Origin of the sequence: Sphingomonas lutea (assembly GCF_014396785.1) — a bacterium.
Taxonomy (GTDB): Bacteria; Pseudomonadota; Alphaproteobacteria; order Sphingomonadales; family Sphingomonadaceae; genus Sphingomicrobium; species Sphingomicrobium luteum.
On record NZ_CP060718.1, the window covers coordinates 1,272,652 to 1,290,310 of the forward strand.

General features: G+C 66.0%; 13 protein-coding genes. 7 read left to right on the forward strand and 6 right to left on the reverse strand.

What is annotated here, in order from left to right:
* Positions 1-31: 31 nt before the first annotated feature.
* From H9L13_RS06610 to H9L13_RS06625, 4 genes are read left to right on the forward strand one after another with little or no spacing between them, the layout of a single operon-like run.
* Positions 32-3,625, forward strand: coding sequence for a hydantoinase B/oxoprolinase family protein (locus tag H9L13_RS06610; protein WP_187536995.1), 3,594 nt, complete (start codon positions 32-34; stop codon positions 3,623-3,625).
* Complete coding sequence (locus H9L13_RS06615) at positions 3,622-4,413, forward strand: DUF969 domain-containing protein (RefSeq protein ID WP_187536996.1); 792 nt, start codon at positions 3,622-3,624, stop codon at positions 4,411-4,413. Before H9L13_RS06610 ends, H9L13_RS06615 begins: the two co-directional genes overlap by 4 nt.
* Positions 4,410-5,363 carry a DUF979 domain-containing protein gene (locus H9L13_RS06620; RefSeq protein ID WP_187536997.1) on the forward strand — a complete coding sequence of 318 codons (954 nt, stop codon included), beginning with the start codon at positions 4,410-4,412 and terminating at the stop codon, positions 5,361-5,363. Before H9L13_RS06615 ends, H9L13_RS06620 begins: the two co-directional genes overlap by 4 nt.
* On the forward strand, positions 5,360-6,358 hold the full coding sequence (locus tag H9L13_RS06625; protein WP_187536998.1) for a DUF2891 domain-containing protein: 999 nt from the start codon (positions 5,360-5,362) through the stop codon (positions 6,356-6,358). Before H9L13_RS06620 ends, H9L13_RS06625 begins: the two co-directional genes overlap by 4 nt.
* Here the strand turns inward: H9L13_RS06625 and H9L13_RS06630 are convergent.
* Genes H9L13_RS06630 through H9L13_RS06640 form a run of 3 tightly spaced genes read right to left on the reverse strand, consistent with a single transcriptional unit; the run spans position 6,337 to position 12,161 of the window.
* Positions 6,337-7,731, reverse strand: a complete 1,395-nt coding sequence (locus H9L13_RS06630) for an efflux transporter outer membrane subunit (RefSeq protein ID WP_187536999.1) — start codon at positions 7,729-7,731, stop codon at positions 6,337-6,339. The two genes, H9L13_RS06625 and H9L13_RS06630, sit on opposite strands and share 22 nt — an antisense overlap.
* Positions 7,728-10,916 (reverse strand): efflux RND transporter permease subunit, encoded by a 3,189-nt coding sequence (locus H9L13_RS06635; RefSeq protein WP_187537000.1) that lies wholly within the window; start codon positions 10,914-10,916, stop codon positions 7,728-7,730. Before H9L13_RS06635 ends, H9L13_RS06630 begins: the two co-directional genes overlap by 4 nt.
* Positions 10,917-10,919: 3 nt before the next feature.
* Positions 10,920-12,161 carry an efflux RND transporter periplasmic adaptor subunit gene (locus H9L13_RS06640; RefSeq protein ID WP_187537001.1) on the reverse strand — a complete coding sequence of 414 codons (1,242 nt, stop codon included), beginning with the start codon at positions 12,159-12,161 and terminating at the stop codon, positions 10,920-10,922.
* A 258-nt stretch (positions 12,162-12,419) separates the two neighbouring features.
* On the opposite strand from H9L13_RS06640, the gene H9L13_RS06645 reads away from it, so the two are divergent.
* Together H9L13_RS06645 and H9L13_RS06650 are read left to right on the forward strand one after the other, a co-directional pair.
* Entirely contained in the window at positions 12,420-12,917 is a 498-nt protein-coding gene (locus tag H9L13_RS06645) for a sterol desaturase family protein (protein WP_187537002.1), read from the forward strand.
* Positions 12,918-12,920: 3 nt separating this feature from the next.
* Positions 12,921-13,661: a sterol desaturase family protein gene (locus tag H9L13_RS06650; protein WP_187537003.1), complete on the forward strand. Its 741-nt coding sequence runs from the start codon at positions 12,921-12,923 to the stop codon at positions 13,659-13,661.
* On the opposite strand, the gene H9L13_RS06655 is transcribed toward H9L13_RS06650, so the two are convergent.
* Genes H9L13_RS06655 through crtY form a run of 3 tightly spaced genes read right to left on the reverse strand, consistent with a single transcriptional unit; the run spans position 13,633 to position 17,131 of the window.
* The gene (locus H9L13_RS06655; protein ID WP_187537004.1) at positions 13,633-14,514 is read right to left on the reverse strand and encodes a phytoene/squalene synthase family protein; all 882 of its coding nucleotides are present in this window, start codon (positions 14,512-14,514) and stop codon (positions 13,633-13,635) included. The two genes, H9L13_RS06650 and H9L13_RS06655, sit on opposite strands and share 29 nt — an antisense overlap.
* Positions 14,511-15,989 (reverse strand): phytoene desaturase, encoded by a 1,479-nt coding sequence (locus tag H9L13_RS06660; protein WP_187537005.1) that lies wholly within the window; start codon positions 15,987-15,989, stop codon positions 14,511-14,513. The genes H9L13_RS06655 and H9L13_RS06660 overlap by 4 nt, the downstream gene beginning before the upstream one ends.
* A complete protein-coding gene (crtY, locus tag H9L13_RS06665; RefSeq protein WP_223176434.1) occupies positions 15,986-17,131 on the reverse strand; it encodes a lycopene beta-cyclase CrtY in 1,146 nt (381 codons plus the stop codon). Before crtY ends, H9L13_RS06660 begins: the two co-directional genes overlap by 4 nt.
* Positions 17,132-17,190: 59 nt before the next feature.
* On the opposite strand from crtY, the gene H9L13_RS06670 reads away from it, so the two are divergent.
* Positions 17,191-17,616, forward strand: a complete 426-nt coding sequence (locus H9L13_RS06670; RefSeq protein ID WP_187537007.1) for a DUF2141 domain-containing protein — start codon at positions 17,191-17,193, stop codon at positions 17,614-17,616.
* The last annotated feature ends 43 nt before the right edge of the window (positions 17,617-17,659 follow it).

Genomic DNA, 17,659 nt, shown 5'->3' on the forward strand with positions numbered 1-17,659 from the left:
GACGTCGCCGAAAGGCCTTAGAGGCAGAAGTGTGGAGCGTAGCTGGACATTCGCGATCGACCGCGGCGGGACGTTTACCGACGTCATCGCGCGCTCCTCGGACGGCCGCCTGCGCGTCGAGAAGCTGCTTTCCGAAAACCCCGGGCAATATGCAGACGCCGCGCTCGAGGCGATCCGCCGGGTCACCGAGGAAGAAGGCGGTAAGGTCACGCAAGTGCGGATGGGAACGACCGTTGCCACCAACGCCTTGCTCGAGCGCAAGGGCGAGCGCGTGGCGCTGGCGATCACGCGCGGCTTCGGCGATGCCTTGCGCATCGGCTACCAGGCGCGGCCGGAGATTTTCGCACGGCACATCGTGCTGCCGACGATGCTTTACGCGCACGTTGTCGAAATCGCTGAGCGGGTCGACGTGAACGGCGCGGTCGTCATGCCTTTCGACGAGGCCCAGGCACGCGCCGCGCTTGGGGACATCCGCGCCGAGGGAATCGACGCGCTGGCCATCGTGCTGATGCACGGCTGGCGCTATCCCGATCACGAGGCGCGCCTCGCGACAATCGCGCGCGACCTTGGCTTCACTCAGGTGTCAGTCAGCCACGAGGTCGCGCCGCTGATCAAGCTTGTCGGGCGCGGAGACACGACGGTTGTCGATGCTTACCTCTCGCCCGTGCTGCGTCGTTACGTCGATCGCGTCGCGGCGGGTTTGCCGGACGCGAGCGACCTCCACTTCATGCAATCCAACGGCGGGCTCGCCGAAGCGAGTGCGTTCCGCGGCAAGGACGCAATCCTGTCGGGCCCCGCAGGCGGCGTAGTCGGCATGGTCGCGGCGAGCGCCCCGCACGACGGCGATCACCTCATCGGCTTCGACATGGGCGGCACCTCGACCGACGTGTCGCATTACGCCGGCCAGTTCGAACTGGCCGACGAAAGCGTGGTCGCAGGCGTACGCGTGCGGGCGCCGATGATGCAGATTCACACCGTCGCCGCGGGCGGCGGTTCGATCTGCCGCTTCGACGGCATGCGCTTCCGCGTCGGTCCGGAATCCGCCGGCGCGAACCCAGGGCCCGCTTGTTACCGCAACGGCGGGCCGCTCACGGTGACCGACTGCAACCTATTGCTCGGGAGGATCGACCCCGCGCAATTTCCCGCGGTGTTCGGGCCGAATGGCGACCAGCCGCTCGATCCCGCGGCGGCCCGCGCGCGCTTGCAGGAGGTCGCGGACCAGTTGGGTGGCACCAAGAGGGCCGAAGACATCGCGCGCGGTTTCGTCGAGATCGCGGTCGACAATATGGCCGCCGCGATCCGCAAGATCTCGATCGCGCGAGGCCATGACGTCACCCGCTACACGCTCGCCTGTTTCGGCGGGGCGGGCGGGCAGCACGCCTGCCAGGTCGCCGATGCGCTGGGCATGGAGCGGATCCTGATTCACCCGCTCGCCGGCGTGCTGTCGGCCTATGGCATCGGCCTCGCAGACGTGAAGGCGATGCGCGACATGAGTTGGCTGCGGCCGCTGTCCGAGGATTTTGGGCCGGCGCTGGAGAAGCTCGGGGAGGCCGCGCGGACTGCGCTAATCGAGCAAGGGATCGCGGTCGAGCGCGTTGAGCTCCTCCGACGCGCGCGGCTGCGGGTCGCGGGCAGCGATACGACGCTGGAGCTGTCGATTGCCGAGCCCGGCGAAATGCGCGCCGCCTTTGCCCGATTGCACAAGCAGCGGTTCGGATATTGGGACGAAGGTGCGGAAGTGATCGTCGACGCGCTTGTCGTCGAGGCGGTCGGCACATCCTCCCCGGCGGTTGCCGGGGAGGGGGTCCATGCGCAGCATGGTGGAGGGGTTCTGGCGGAAGAAGAACCCCTCCACCGCTCTTCGAGCGGTCCCCCTCCCCGAGAACTCTCGGGGAGGATTGAGGGCCCCGCGCTCATCTTCGATCCGACCTCGACTATCGTCGTTGAACCCGGATGGCGCGCCGAACGCGCGTCGGACGGCACGCTCATCCTGACCCGCGCCGTCCCGCTCCAGCGCGACAAGGCGATCGGCACCGACGTCGACCCCGTGCGACTCGAGATTTTCAACAACCTCTTCATGGCCATCGCCGAGGAAATGGGCGTCGCTCTGCAGGCCACCGCGACCAGCGTGAACATCAAGGAGCGGCTCGATTTCTCCTGCGCCATCTTCGACGCCACCGGCGCGCTGATCGCCAACGCCCCGCACATTCCGGTGCACCTCGGCTCGATGGGCGAAAGCATCCGCACGATCATGGACGCGCGCGGGCAGGGGCGCGACGGCCGCGGCATCCGACGCGGCGACGCCTATGTACTCAACGACCCCTATCGCGGCGGCACGCATCTGCCCGACATCACGGTGATCGTCCCCGTTTTCTACTCCTCCCCGGGACGGGGCGGGGGACTACGAAGTGGTGGAGGGGTTGGGGGGCAGCCCGACGCTTATGTCGCTGCCCGCGGCCACCATGCCGACATCGGCGGGGTTGCGCCCGGATCGATGCCGCCCGACAGCCGCAGCATCGATGACGAAGGCGTGCTGATCGACAATGAGTTGCTCGTCGACGAAGGCCAATTCCGCGAGGCCGAGATGCGCGCGATCCTGGCAGCGGGCGATTGGCCGGCGCGCAGTCCCGACCGCAACATCTCCGACCTGAAGGCGCAACTCGCCGCCTGCGTGCGCGGCGCCGACGTGCTCGTGCAAACGGCGCGCGATTACGGCGCGGAGGTCGTCGCGGCCTATATGGATCACGTGCTCGCCAACGCCGAGGAATCGGTGCGGCGGCTGCTCGATCGGCTCGACGACGGCGCGTTCACTTATGAATTGGACAATGGCGCGCAGGTCCAGGTTGCGATTACCATCGACAGGGCGTCGCGCGGGGCGACATTCGATTTCACCGGGACGAGCGGCCAGCTGCCTGACAATTTCAATGCGCCTTATTCGATCGTCCGTGCCGCCTCGCTTTACGTCATCCGGACGTTGATCGACGATCCGATCCCGATGAATGACGGCTGCCTGCGGCCGGTGACTCTCGTGGTCCCGGAGGGGTCGATGCTCAAGCCGAGCTATCCTGCGGCGGTCGTCGCGGGCAATGTCGAAACGAGCCAGGTCGTCACCGACGCGCTGTTCGCGGCCACCGGGCGGCTTGCGCCGAGCCAGGGGACGATGAACAACTTCACCTTCGGCAATGAGGCGCACCAATATTATGAGACGATCGCGGGAGGATCGGGCGCGGGCCCCGACCATGACGGGACGAGCGCGGTGCAGACGCACATGACCAACAGCCGCCTGACCGATCCCGAGATTCTGGAAACGCGGCTGCCCGTGCGGCTTGACCGCTTCGCCATCCGCGTGGGCTCGGGCGGGGCAGGCGCGCATCGCGGCGGCGACGGCGTCATCCGTGAACTCACCTTCCTCGAACCGATGCGCGCCAACATGCTCGCCAACCGCAGACGGGTCGCGCCGAAAGGCATTCACGGCGGCGAAGATGCCGCCCCCGGCCGCAACTGGGTCGAGCGCGCGGACGGCTTGGTCGAAGAGCTGTCCGCAACCGCGGCCGCGGACATGCAGACCGGCGACCTCTTCGTGATCCACACCCCGGGCGGCGGCGGCTACGGGAGAAAGGCATGAATTACTGGCCCCTCCTTGGCATTGCACTCGTCGTCCTCGGCTTTGCCTTGCGCATGAACCCGATGATCGTCGTGACCGCCGCGGCCATCGTCACCGGGTTGCTCGCGGGCATGGACGGGGTCGAAGTCATCTCGACGTTCGGCAAGGCGTTCAACGACAACCGCATCATCGCCATCGTGTGGATCGTGCTGCCGGTGATCGGCCTGCTCGAACGCTTCGGGCTGCAGCAGCAGGCGGCGGCGGTGATCCGCCGGATGAAAAATGCCACGACCGGCCGCTTGTTGATCCTCTACCTGCTCTATCGCCAGATCACCGCGGCGATCGGGCTCCACTCGACCGCCGGGCATCCGCAGACCGTCCGCCCGCTGGTCGCGCCGATGGCGCTCGCCGCAGCGGAGAAGCAGCATGGCACGCTCGACGAGGACACCGCGGAAAGCGTGAAGGCCTATTCCGCCGCGACCGACAATGTCGGGCTGTTCTTCGGCGAGGACATCTTCTTTGCCATCGGATCGATCGTCCTCATCCAGGCAACGCTCGCCACCTACGGCTACGACCTCGCCCCGCTCGAGCTTGCGTTATGGGCGATCCCGACCGCGATCCTTGCCTTTCTGATCCATGGCGCGCGGCTGCTGTGGCTGGATCGGTCGCTTGCAACATCCGCCCCGGCAGTTGTCGGGGAGGGGGACCATCCGAGGGATGGTGGAGGGGTCCTGGACGGCCGAAGAACCCCTCCACCGCGCAATGCGCGGTCCCCCTCCCCACGAACTCGTGGGGAGGATGAGCAATGATCACGCTGCAATGGCTCTACGCGCTCGCGGGCACGATGTTTGCGGCCTTCGCGATCCTCTCCGCGCTCGACCGCGGGCACTCGAAGCGTTTCGGCAATGCCGCTTTCTGGGGGCTCATGGCGCTCAGCCTGCTCGGCGGTGACGTGATCGGCGATTTCGGCAACGGCCTGCTCGTCCTCGGACTTGCGGGGCTCGCCGGCTTTGGATTTATCGGTCGGAGCCATCCGCCGACCACCAGCGTCGAGGAACGGCAAGGCTGGGCCGAAAAGCTAGGCAACAAGCTGTTCCTGCCCGCGCTAATCATTCCCGCGACTGCGCTGATCGGGACCCTAGTTTATAATTACACCGCCGTTGGCGACCTCGGCTGGATCGAGGCCAAGCGTGAAACCTATGTCTTCCTCGGGCTCGGCGTCCTGCTTGCGCTCGCAACATTGTTCGTCTGGCTCCGCCCGCCCGCGATTGCCCCGTTGCAGGAGGGCCGCCGGCTGATCGACGCGATCGGCTGGGCCGCGGTCCTGCCCCAGATGCTCGCCGCGCTCGGCGTCCTATTCGCCGCCGCCGGCGTCGGGGAGATCATCGGATCGGCGACGCGCTCGGTCATACCCGAAGGCAGCATCTTCCTCACGGTGGTCGTGTTCGGGGTCGGCATGGCCTTGTTCACGATTATCATGGGCAATGCCTTCGCCGCCTTCCCGGTGATGGCCGCGGCGATTGGCGTGCCGCTTCTGATCAAGGCCTATGACGGCGATCCGGCAGTGGTCGGCGCGATCGGGATGCTGGCCGGTTTCTGCGGGACGTTGATGACCCCCATGGCGGCCAACTTCAACCTCGTCCCCGCTGCCTTGCTCGAGCTCAAGGATCAGTACGGCGTGATCAAGCGCCAGATCCCGACCGCGCTGCCGCTGCTCGTCGCCAACATCCTGCTCATCTACTTCCTGGCGTTCCGATGAGGCTCGACCAGGCTCTGGCGTCGCGCATGGCAGGCATCGCGCTTGGCCACGTGCGCAATCCCTATCCATACAAGATGGACCATGTCCTCGCAGGCGACGAAGATGCGCGCCCGCCGCGCCATTTCCACCCGATCTTTTTCGGCAGCTTCGATTGGCACAGCTGCGTCCACGGCTGGTGGACGCTGCTGACGCTGCGGCGAATGTATCCGGACATGGCCGAGGCGGCGCGGATCGCCGACCTCGCCGACGACAGCTTCACGCGCGACAAGGTTGCGGGTGAGCGCGCCTATCTCGACCGCCCGACCAGCCGCGGGTTCGAGCGTCCCTATGGCTGGGCGTGGTTGTTGTACCTGCACCTCGAAGCGACGCGTCACTCGGATCGGCCGTGGGCATCCGAGCTGGAGCCGCTCGCGCGCGCCTTTGCCGACCGTTTCCGCGATTATCTCAAGATCCTGACCTATCCCATTCGCGTCGGCACGCATTTCAACACGAGCTTTGCGATCGTCCTCGCCCTCGAATGGGCGGACTCCTTCGACCCCGACCTTGCGGCGATGATGCGCGAGCGCGCACGCGGCTGGTTTGGCGGCGACCGCGATTGCCAGGCATGGGAGCCGGGCGGCGACGAATTCCTATCCTCAGCGCTGACCGAAGCGTATTGCATGGCGCGCGTCGACGAAGCGGGTTTTGCGGCCTGGTTCGCCGCTTTCCTTCCGCACCTCGCGCAGCGTCAGCCCGCAACCCTGTTCACGCCTGCAACCGTCAGCGACCGGAGCGACGGCAAGATCGCGCATCTCGACGGCTTGAACCTCAGCCGCGCCTGGTGTTGGCGGGGTGTCGCGCCGTTGCTGCCCGGTGACGATGCCGCGATCGCCCTACACGCGGCCGAGGAACATCTCGCCGCCGCGCTGCCGCAGATTTCCGGCGACTATGCCGGGGAACACTGGCTGGCGAGTTTCGCGCTCCTCGCGCTGCTTCAGCCCGCGGGCGCCGACTGAAGCAAGGCATCGCCGCCGAGCGCTTCGTACAAATCGACGCTGTTCTGCGCTGCGGTCAGCTGGGTCTGCACCAGCGCGCGCTGCGCCGAGTAGAAGGAGCGCTGCGCGTCGAGGCTGGCGAGGAAGTTGTCGATCCCCGCGCGATACCGCGCTTCGGTCAGCAAATAGGTATCGCTCGCCGCGATCCGCTGCCGCTGCCGCGCGGAAATTTCGTCGTTAAGCGTGCCGCGCCGCGCGAGCGCATCGGCGACTTCGCGGAACGCGGTCTGCACGGCTTTCTGATAGGTCGCGACCGCCGCATTGCGCTGCGCTTCGGTCAAGCGCACGTTGGCGCGTCCGGCGCCGGCCTGGAAAATCGTGTAGCTGACGTTCGCGCCCGCGCTCCAGGCGAACGCCCCGCCGGTGAACAGGCTAGTCAGCGCGCTGCTCGCCAGCCCCGCAAGGCCCGTCAGCGAAATGCGCGGGAACAGCGCAGCGCGCGCCGCGCCGATCTGGGCATTGGCGGCACGCAACTGATATTCGGCTTCAAGCACATCGGGTCGCCGCAGCAGGATATAGCTGTCGATTCCCGGCGGAAGCGCAGCGATTGTTCCCGCCGCTTGTTCGATATTCGGCGCGAGCAGTGCCGGATCGATCGGCCCGCCGACCAGCAACTGAAGCACGTTGATGTCCTGCGCGACGGCGGTGCGTTGTTGCGCGAGGTCGGCCTGCGCCTGGGTCAGGATCAGCTCGGCCTGGCGCAGATCGGTGCGCGGCGCGATCCCGCCCTCAAGCCGGATGCGGGTCAGGCGCACGCTCTTCTCCGCGCTCTCGGCGGTTTGCCGTGCGATCAGCAGCAGGCTCTGGTCCGCCGCATGCGCCAGCCAAGCGCTGGCGATATCGGCGACCAGGGTGATGCGTGTTGCGCGCGCGCCCGCTTCGGTGGCGAAATAGCGTGCGCGCTCGGCATTGGTCAGCGACCGCAACCGGCCGAACAGGTCGATTTCAAAATTGGACACACCGGCGCCGAGGTTGAAGCTGGCGTCGGCTGAGGAATCTTCGGCGGCGCGGATTTCCGCGCCGCCGCTGGCATCGACTTGCGGCAATTGGTTGGCGCGCTGGATGCGCACCCGCTCGCGCGCCGCGGCGATGTTGGCCGCGGCGACGGCAAGGTCGCGGTTGTTCGCCAAAGCCTGCGCGATCAGCGTCTGCAGCCGCCGATCCTGGAACAGCTGCGTATAGGTGACCGCGGGAAGGGCGGCCTCGCTCTGGCGCAGATAGGCATCACCCACCGGCCATGACGGCGGGATCGCCGAATTGGGCGCGACATAACGCGGTTCCATGGTCGCGCAGCCGCTGGCCAGCAGGGCAAGGATTGAACCGGCGCGCCTCATGCTTGCGCCGGCCGCCGCTGGCGGAAGCGTTCACGGACGTACTTCGCGCCATCGCGCACGCCGCGCCGCACGAGCACGAAGAACAGCGGGATGTAGAAGACCGCCAGGATCGTGGCGGTCAGCATGCCGCCGATCACCGCGGTGCCGATTGCGAGGCGGCTGTTCGCGCCCGCGCCGGTCGCCAGTGCCAGCGGAAGCACGCCGAAAATGAACGCGAAGCTGGTCATCAGGATCGGCCGCAGACGGATCCGCGCCGCTTCGATCGCGGATTCGAGCACGCCCTTGCCCTGCCGCTCGGCGCGCTCGGCGAATTCGACCATGAGGATCGCATTCTTTGCCGATAGACCCATGGTCGTGATCAGTCCGACCTGAAGGTAAACGTCATTCTCCAGCCCGCGCAGCGTCACCGCCAGGATCGACCCGACCAGCCCAAGTGGGATCACCAGCAGTACGGCGACCGGAATCGACCAGCTTTCGTAAAGCGCGGCTAGGCACAGGAAGATGACGATCAGCGAGACCGCGTAAAGCAGGGGCGCCTGGCCCGACGATTGACGCTCCTGGTAGGATTGGCCCGACCAGGCGACCGCGACGCCGGGATATTTGGACGCTTTCTCCTCGACGATGTCCATCGCTTCGCCCGAGCTGACCCCGTCGGCGCCCTGGCCCTGGATTTCGTAAGCGGGATAGCCGCCAAAGCGCGCGACGCTGGTCGGCGTCGTCGTCCATTCGGTCCGCGCGAAAGAGGAGAACGGCACCATCTCGCCCCGGTTGTTGCGCACGAACCACTGGTCGATGTCGCTCGGCGCGGCGCGATATTGCGCGTCCGATTGCACGTACACGCGCTTGACTCGGCCGCGGTCGATGAAGTCGTTGACGTAGCGACCGCCCCAGGCTGACGACAGCGTGTTGTTGACGTCGTTCGGGCTTAGTCCAAGCGCGGCCAGCCGCTGCTGGTCGATATCGACCTTGAGGCTGGCAACATCGGGCAATTCGCTCGGCCGGACCGAGGTGAGGCGCGGATCGCCCGACGCTTCGGCGAGGAATTTGTCGCGCACGGCCTGGAATTCTTGCGGGCTGAGGCCGCCGGTATTCTGGAGCTGGACCTGGAAACCGCCCGACTGGCCGAGCCCGCGGATCGCGCCGGGCACAAGCGTGAACACCTGCGCATCGCGAAGCCCGCGGAACGCCGCCGATGCACGCTCGACGATGGCCGGCGCGCTATTCTCCTCGCCCTTGCGCTTGTCGTAATCGGCAAGGTTGATGAATGCCTGGCCGCTATTCTGGCCGGCCGCGCCCTGGCCACCGCCGGCGACGGTGAAATAGGTCCGCACATTGTCCTTTTCCGGACCGCGCAGGAAATAGCTTTCGACCGTTTCCTGCACTTGCGCGGTCCGCGTCATCGTCGCCCCCGACGGCAGGCGGAACTGGACCTGCGCCGCACCCTGGTCTTCGCTCGGCAGGAAGCCGGTCGGAAGGCGCCAGAACAGGAAAATAAGCAATGCGCAAATCGCTGCGTAGACCGCCAGGAACAGCCACTTTCGATCGACCGCCTTGCCGACCGTGCCAACGTACCAGTTGACCAGCCGATCGAACCCGGAATTGAATTTGTTGCGGGCCTTTTCGACGATGTGAGCGGCGCGCGGCGCCTTGCGTCCGAACCACGTCTCATCGACGCCGGCATGCGTCGGCTTGAGGAGGTTGGCCGCGATCGCCGGGCTCAGGGTCAGCGCGACGAACACCGACAGCACCATCGCCGACACGATGGTCGCGGCGAATTGGCGGTAGATGACGCCGCTCGACCCACCGAAGAAGATCATCGGCAGGAATACTGCCGACAGGATCAGTGCAATCGCCACTAGCGCCGTCTGGATCTGGCTCATCGACTGGATCGTCGCTTCGCGCGGCGACATGCCCGGATTCTCGTGCATCAGCCGCTCGACATTCTCGACCACGACAATGGCGTCGTCGACCAGCAGGCCGGTCGCCAGCACCAGCCCGAACAAGGTCATGGTGTTGATCGAAAAGCCGAGCATGTAGAGGATCGCGAATGTCCCCAGCAGCACCACCGGCACGGCGACGAACGGGATCAAGGTCGCGCGCCAGCTTTGCAGGAAGACGAACATCACGATGACGACCAGCACGATCGCCTCGAGCAGCGTCTTCACTACTTCCTCGATCGACAGCTTGATGAAGTTGGTGGTGTCGTTGGCGTAGGCGTAATTATACCCCGCCGGCATGTTGGGCGCGATCGCTTCGACCTTCGCCTTGACCAGTTCGGCGGTGCGCAAGGCGTTTGCGCCGGGTTCGAGGAAAATGCCCATGCCCGCGCCGGGATGGCCGTTGACCCGCGTGCGGACCGAGTAATTTTCCGCGCCAAGTTCGACCCGGGCAACGTCGCCCAGCAGCACGCGCGCACCCGACGGGTCCGACTTGACGATGATGTTGCGGAATTGCTCGGGCGTCTGCATCCGCGACTGGGCAGTCACCGTCGCATTGATCATCTGCCCTTGCGGCTGCGGCATCCCGCCGACTTCGCCGGCGGCGATTTCCGTATTCTGGGCAGTGATTGCGGAGATCACGTCGCTCGGCATCAGCTGGAAGCTCGACAGCTTTTGCGGATCGAGCCAGATGCGCATCGCATAGGGCGCGCCGAAAACGTTGACGTCGCCGACGCCGTCGGTGCGCGACAGATCGTCCTGCAAATTGGACGTCAGCCAATCGGAAACGTCGAAGTTGGTGCTCTTATCGGTCTCGTCATAGACGCCGACAATCATCAGGAAGTCGGGCGAGCTTTTGGTCACCGTGACGCCCTGCTGCTGCACCTGGGCGGGCAGGCGCGCCACCGCTTGCTGGACGCGATTGTTGACCTGCACCTGCGCGATGTCGGCATCGACCGCCTTGTCGAAGGTCGCGTTGATGCTGACCTGCCCGCGCGCCGTCGACGAGGATGAGAAATAGAGCAGCCCGTCGATGCCCGTCAGCTGGCGCTCAAGCACCTGGGTCACGCTATTCTCGAGCGTTTCCGCCGACGCGCCGGGATAGCTTGCGCGGACGTTGATCTGGGTCGGCGCGACGTCGGGATATTGCGCGACCGGCAGGCTGACGATCGCGCCCGCGCCCATCATCATGATGATGATGGCGATCACCCAGGCGAAAATCGGGCGATCGATGAACAGCCGCGACATGCGCTAGCGGCCTGTTCGGTTGGCGTTTGCGCCCGCGGCGCCGACACCGGGCGGACGCAGCCGCTGCGGCGCGCTCGCCGGGACAGGGCGGATTTCCGCGCCGTCGCGTAGATTGTTCAACCCTTGCGTAATGACCCGTTCGCCAGGCGCCAAGCCCTGGGTCACGACCCAGTTGGTGCCTTGCGTGCGGTCGGCGACGACCACGCGCTGCACCGCCCGGTTGCCGGGCCCGACGACGAACAGCGTCGCATTGCCCCTGGGATCGCGCGTCACCGCCTGCTGCGGGACCAGGAAGGCCGCAGTGTTGACCGCCTGCGCGAACTCCGCCGTCACGAACATGCCGGGCAGCAGCAGCGACTGCGGATTGGCGAAGCGCGCGCGCAAGGTCACAGTGCCCGTTTCCTGGTTGACCAGCACCTGGCTGAACTCGACCGTGCCCGAATAGCCGTAATAGGATCCGTCGGGCAGCTTGAGCCGCACCTGCGCGGTGGTCGGCGCCGTGCCGCCCCGCGCCAGGGCCTGGCGCAGGTTAAGCAGGTCGGCAGCCGATTGCTGGATGTCGACGAACACGGGGTCGAGTCGGGCGATCGTCGCCAGCGCATCGGCCTGGTTGGCGGTGACCAATGCGCCCTCGGTAAAGTTGGACAGGCTGATGCGCCCGCTGATCGGAGCGGGAACGCGCGTGAAACGCTGGTCGATCTGCGCCGACCGCAGTGCCGCGGCGCTTTGTGCGACGGCGGCGTCGGCCTGGCGCGCCTGCGCCAGCGCATCGGTATATTCCTGCTTGGAGATCGCCTCCATCTCCGCCAGCGGGCGATAGCGCGAGGCGCGCGTCCGCGCCGCTTCCGCAGTAGCGCGGGAGCTTTGCAGCGCGGCCTGCGCCTGCGCGGCCTGGGCATTATAGACGCTAGGGTCGATCTGATAGAGCGTCTGGCCCTGCCGCACAAATGAGCCTTCGCGGAACAGGCGGCGCAGAATCACGCCCGAAACCTGGGGTCGCACTTCGGACACCTGGTAGGCGGCAACGCGGCCGGGGAGCGACTGCTGGATCGCCGCACTGCCGGGCTTGACGACCACGAAGCCGACCTGCGTCGGGCCGCGCGGACCGCCGCGCCCGCCCGGACCGCCGGCTTCGGCCTCCTCCCCGCCGCCGCAGGATGCGAGAAGGACAGCCGCCGAGGCGACTGCAAGCAAGTTTCGGAAAGGGCGGCGCTTGGGAGTGCGGCGCTCGTCCTGCAAAATCATCTGGCTCCGATTAGCTAGTGGCGCCCACGCGCCTTTCAGGAATTGATATCCGTTTGCAACCCGAGTGTGAAAAACTGAAGACAAGCCCTCGCGACCCTTCGACAAACGGCCCCCCGTCAATCGACGAACGCCCTAAAAGCGGGCACAGCCATGTGCCTAAGTCACTGAATTCACTACGGACCAAGTGCCATTAGTCATGGCCTGCGCGGGCGCTAAATTCCTTGGGTTGACGCAGCAATGGAGTATAAGGCCCATATCATGAGCGTTGCCGCCGGTATCCTGTTGTTTTTGGGAACAATTCTCCTGATGGAGGTTGTTGCTAACGTCACTCATCGCTGGGTCATGCACGGCCCCGGCTGGTTCCTCCACCGCAGTCATCATCGCCATCGCGAGGGCATGTTCGAGGCCAATGACCTCTATGCCGTCATCTTCGCCGTCCCTTCGATCGCTCTGCTGTACGGCGGCGTCCAGCTCGACTGGGGGGATTGGGCGACATGGGTCGGGGCCGGCATCGCCGCCTATGGCGCGATTTACTTCGGGTTCCACGACGTCATCGTCCATCAGCGGCTGTCGCACCGCTACGTCCCGCGCTCGCCGTACATGAAGCGGATTGTCCAGGCGCACCGGCTCCATCACGCGACCGAAAACAAGCATGGATCGGTCAGCTTCGGTTTCCTCTGGGCGCCGCCGCCCGAGGTGCTCAAGCGCCAGCTGGCCGAAAGCGAGCAGGCGCGGATTCGCGCGCCGCGGCGCTAGCTTATGGGGGCGGGGATCATTCTGTCGGTCGTGGCGATGACGGCGATCGTTGCCGTGCGCTATCTTGTCACCAGCGGCGGCTTCGCCTGGCTGACAAGCCGACGTTCGCCCGGCCTTTACGCCGGCCGCTCGCCCCAAATCCGCAAGGAGGTCGCCTGGTCGCTGGCCAGCGCGATCATCTACGGCGCGCCGGCCGGCCTGCTCGCCTGGGGCTGGAAGACGCATGGCTGGACGCGGATTTATTCCGATGTCGCCGATTATCCATTGTGGTGGCTGCCGGCGTCGGTGGCGATCTACCTCTTCCTTCACGACACCTGGTTCTACTGGACCCACCGCTGGATGCACCGGCCGGCGATCTACAAAAGGATGCACGCCGTTCATCACGCCAGCCGCAACCCGACGGCCTGGACCGCGATGAGCTTCCATCCGTGGGAATCGGTGACGGGCGCGGTGCTCATTCCAGCGCTCGTACTGCTGATCCCCATCCACTACGGCGCTCTGCTCTTCGTGCTGACGGTGATGACCGTGATGGGCGTCACCAATCACATGGGGTGGGAGATGTTTCCGCGCTGGCTGGTCAATGGCCGCGCGGGACAGTGGCTGATTACCGCCAGTCACCACCAGCGCCACCACGAGAAGTATTTGTGCAATTTCGGCCTTTATTTTCGCTTCTGGGACCGGCTGTGCGGCACCGATCGCGGATTGGGCGACTTCGCTACCGTCCCGCTGCCCCGCCGAACGTAGCTTCGGCCAGGCTCGGCGCGACATAAGCGAGCTTGCGCAGCTTGCCGACGCTGACGCGCCGGTCCCACGCCGCCGGCCCCAGCGCCGCCACCCGCCGACCGATCGCACCATAGATGCGCAGCGCCGTCAGCACCGCAACGCGCGATCGGAACGGCAGCTGATCGATCCCGCGCCGGGCGCTGGCTTCGTAGGTTTCGACCGCGGCAACCAGACGCGCAACGATTGACTGCAACGCGGTGCCGTTCTCGGGATCGAACAACCGCTCCGGCGTCACCTCCGCGTCGGCTAGCCAGTCGGCCGGCAGATAGCAGCGGCCATTGTCATGGTCGTCTCGGATATCGCGCAGGATGTTCGACAGTTGGAAGGCGATGCCGAGGTCGGCGGCGCGCTCCAGCGTGACGTCGTCGTCGGCCGGCACGCCCATGACGATTGCCATCATGCAGCCCACCGTGCCCGCGACGTGGTAACAATACTGCGCCAGCGCCGCTTCGTCGCGTGGGCGCCAGCCGCTTTCGTCGAGCGCAAAGCCTTCCAGGTGATCTTCGATGAAGCGTGCCGGGATCGGGCGCTCGCGCAACAATTGTTCGAGGGCGAGAAACGGCAGCTCGTCGGGCGCTTCGTCCGCCATCGCCAGCCGGGTCTTGGCGCGCAATGTCGCGACATCGCCGCGCGTCCCGCCGCCAAAGCCCAGCGTCTGCCCGTCGGCGACGTCGTCGCAGTGGCGGCACCAGGAATAAAGCAGCCACGACCGCTCGCGAGTCACCGGGTCGAACAGTCGGCTGGCGGCGCGGAACGACTTGGAGCCGTTGTGGATCGCCTCGCGAGCGCCGGCCACGATCTCCGCGCGGGTCACTGCGCCAGATCCGCAATGACCAGCCCCGCCGTCGCCTTGGCGCTGCCCACCACGCCCGGAATGCCCGCGCCCGGGTGCGTGCCCGCGCCGACGAAATAGAGGTTGCGCACTTTCTCGTCGCGATTGTGAACCCGGAAATAAGCGCTTTGCGTCAGGATCGGCTCCAGGCTGAACGCCGACCCCAGATGCGAGCGCAACTCGGTCTCGAAATCCGCCGGCCCGAAGTGAAAATGAGGTCCGATATTCTGTCGCAGTCCCGGGATCAGCCGCTCCTCGATGATGTCGAGCACGCGCTCGGCATAACGCGGGCCCTCCTTCGCCCAGTCGATCGTGCCCTTGCCGAGGTGCGGCACGGGCGCGAGCGCGTAAAAGGTCGATCGCCCCGGCGGCGCCATCCCCGGATCGGTGACGGTCGGGTGGTGGACGTAGAGCGACGGATCCTCCGCCAGCGTCTCGCCCTTGTAAATCTCATTGACCAGCTCGGCATAGCGCGGCCCGAACAGGATGTTGTGGTGCGGGATGTCGGGGAAGGTGCCCTCGGTCGAGAAGTGCACCACGAACAACGATGGCGAAAAACGCTTGCGCCGCAGCCGCGCCTGCGACCTTTTTGCCGATGCGTGGCCGAGCATCGCATAAGTGCGCAGCACGTCGCCATTGGAGATGATCGCATCGAACGGTTTCGACAAGCCAAAAGGCGTCACGACCCGCGTTACCCGGTCGCCATCGGTAAGAATCTCTTTGACCGGCTCGTTCAGGTAGAGGGTGCCGCCGAGCCGTTCGAAATGCGTGACCATCCCGGCGATCAGCCGATTGGTGCCGCCGCGCGCGAACCACACGCCGCCGTCGCGTTCAAGCTTGTGGATCAGCGCATAAATCGCGCTCGTCGTCATCGGATTGCCGCCGACCAGCAGCGTGTGGAATGACAATGCCTGGCGCAGCTTCTCATTGTGCACGAAGCTCGACACGACCGAATAGACCGATCGCCAAGCCTGGTAGCGCATCAGCTGGGGCGCCGCGCGGAGCATCGACTTGAAGTCGAGGAATGGGACGGCGCCGAGCTTGACGTAGCCTTCTTCGAACACGCCGGCCGAATAAGCGAGAAAGCGCCGGTAACCCTCGACATCGCGGGGATCGAGCGCGCGGATCTGCTCGGCCAGCTTGGCGTCGTCGTCGAGATAATCGAATACCGTCCCGTCGGGCCATGACAGACGGTAGAAGGGGCTGACCGGCAATAGCTCGACATCCGCCGCCATGTCGTGCCCGCTGAGCGTCCACAATTCGCGGAGGCAAGCAGGATCGGTGATGACCGTCGGGCCGGCATCGAAGATGTGGCCGCCCTCATCCCAGAAATAGGCGCGCCCGCCGGGCTTGTCGCGCGCTTCGATGACCGTGGTCTGGATGCCCGCCGATTGCAGCCGGATGGCCAGCGCAAGGCCGCCGAAGCCCGACCCGATGATTGCCGCCGTCTTGGTCATGCGGCCTCCCGGAAGATTGCGGACAAGGCCCGGCCGATGGGGACCGGCGGCTTTCCGGTGAGGACGCGCAGTTTGTCGAAGGCCGTCAAACGGCCTGCATAGAAGCGCGCGATGGGTCCCGGCGGCAGCCGATAGAAATGTTCGAGCACGCGATAGCTTTGATCGGGTTCGGCGGCGCGGAACAGCATGCGGTTGAGCAGTCGATAAAAGCCGCGCTCGCGCCACATCTTGGCACCACGCGCGCGCAGGCCAGTGGTAAGGGCGGCAGCGGAATAATCGGTCTGCGCCGCAAGCCACGCGGCGTTGGCCGCCGCATCGGGCAGCGAATAGCTAGTGGTCGGGTGGAAGAAGCCGCCGCGCAGGCCGAGACGGGGAATGGGGTCGCTGTTCGGCCACAAAGCGTCGAAGTCGCCGCCCATCACCACCGGCAACACACCATGCTCCTCATCCTCGACGGCTGGTTCGCCGGCGCCGAGCGCCGCTGCCGCCTGTTCGAGCCGTTGGCGAAGCGCGTCCCGGTCGAGCGCCGCGCCGGCCGAATAGTAGGTGTCCTCGATCAGCACCTGCGTGGCGCTCATCGGCAGATAATAGACGAAGCGGTAGCCATCGTGCTGCGGCACGGTGGCGTCCATGATGATTGGCCGCGCCACCTTGTGGGGCGTCGGGAAGCGATACAGCCGCCCGACGAACTTCTGCCAGCCGAGCTGCTGGCCAGGCATCGGCCCCGGCCCACGCGCGTCGATCACGGCGTCGGCGGCGATCGTCTCGCCATTCGCAAGCTGTACCTCCGTCGGGCCGAAGCCGGCGATCTCCGTGCCCAGTCGATACTGCGCGGGCCGGAGGCTCCCTTTGAGCGCAGCATCAAGCGCGGCCGAGCGAATGCTGTTGTAGCCGATCGGGATGGTTCGGCGGCGGCGGGGGAAGCGGATTTCGTGGTCGGTCCAGCGCACCGCATCGATGCCGTCGAGCACCCATCGCGTATCCGGCGGAATGTCGGTATCGAAGAAGGACCAAGTGTGGTTGCCGCCGAAATCCGCGCCCTGGTCGATGACCAGCAGCTCGACCTCGGGCCGGCGCCGTGCCAGCGCAAGCGCCGCCAGCCCGCCTGCCAGTCCTCCGCCGGCAATGACGATCCGGCTCACGAAGGCTTGATCCGACGGCGCTTGGCGAAACCGGCATGACACTGATAAGTCGACACTCGATGTTCCGCCTTGCTGCTCCTGCTTTCGCCCTGTTTCTCATCGCGGCCAGTCCCGGGACGGCCACGGTAGAGGTCGATATCTCGGGCCTTCGCAATATGCGAGGGCAGATCCATGTCTGCATCACGCAGAACCCCGCCTATTTTCCCGATTGTCGCAAGGACCCTCGCGCCATTCGGCAAAGCGCCCCTGCGACGACGCGCGAATTGCGGTTCACCGGCGTCGCGCCCGGCCGATACGCCGTGACCCTGTTTCACGACGAAAACACCAACCATCGCCTGGACACCGCCGTCGGTATTCCGCGCGAAGGCTTCGGATTCTCGCGCAATCCGAAAATCCGCTTCGGTGCGCCCAAATTTGATGCAGTGAGCATTGAACTCGCCCCCGCCTTCACCCGCACGGCAGTGCACATGCAATACCTGCTTTAGAACTTATGGCGGTGCGCGCTGGACGGGAAACCCTGGCGAGGGA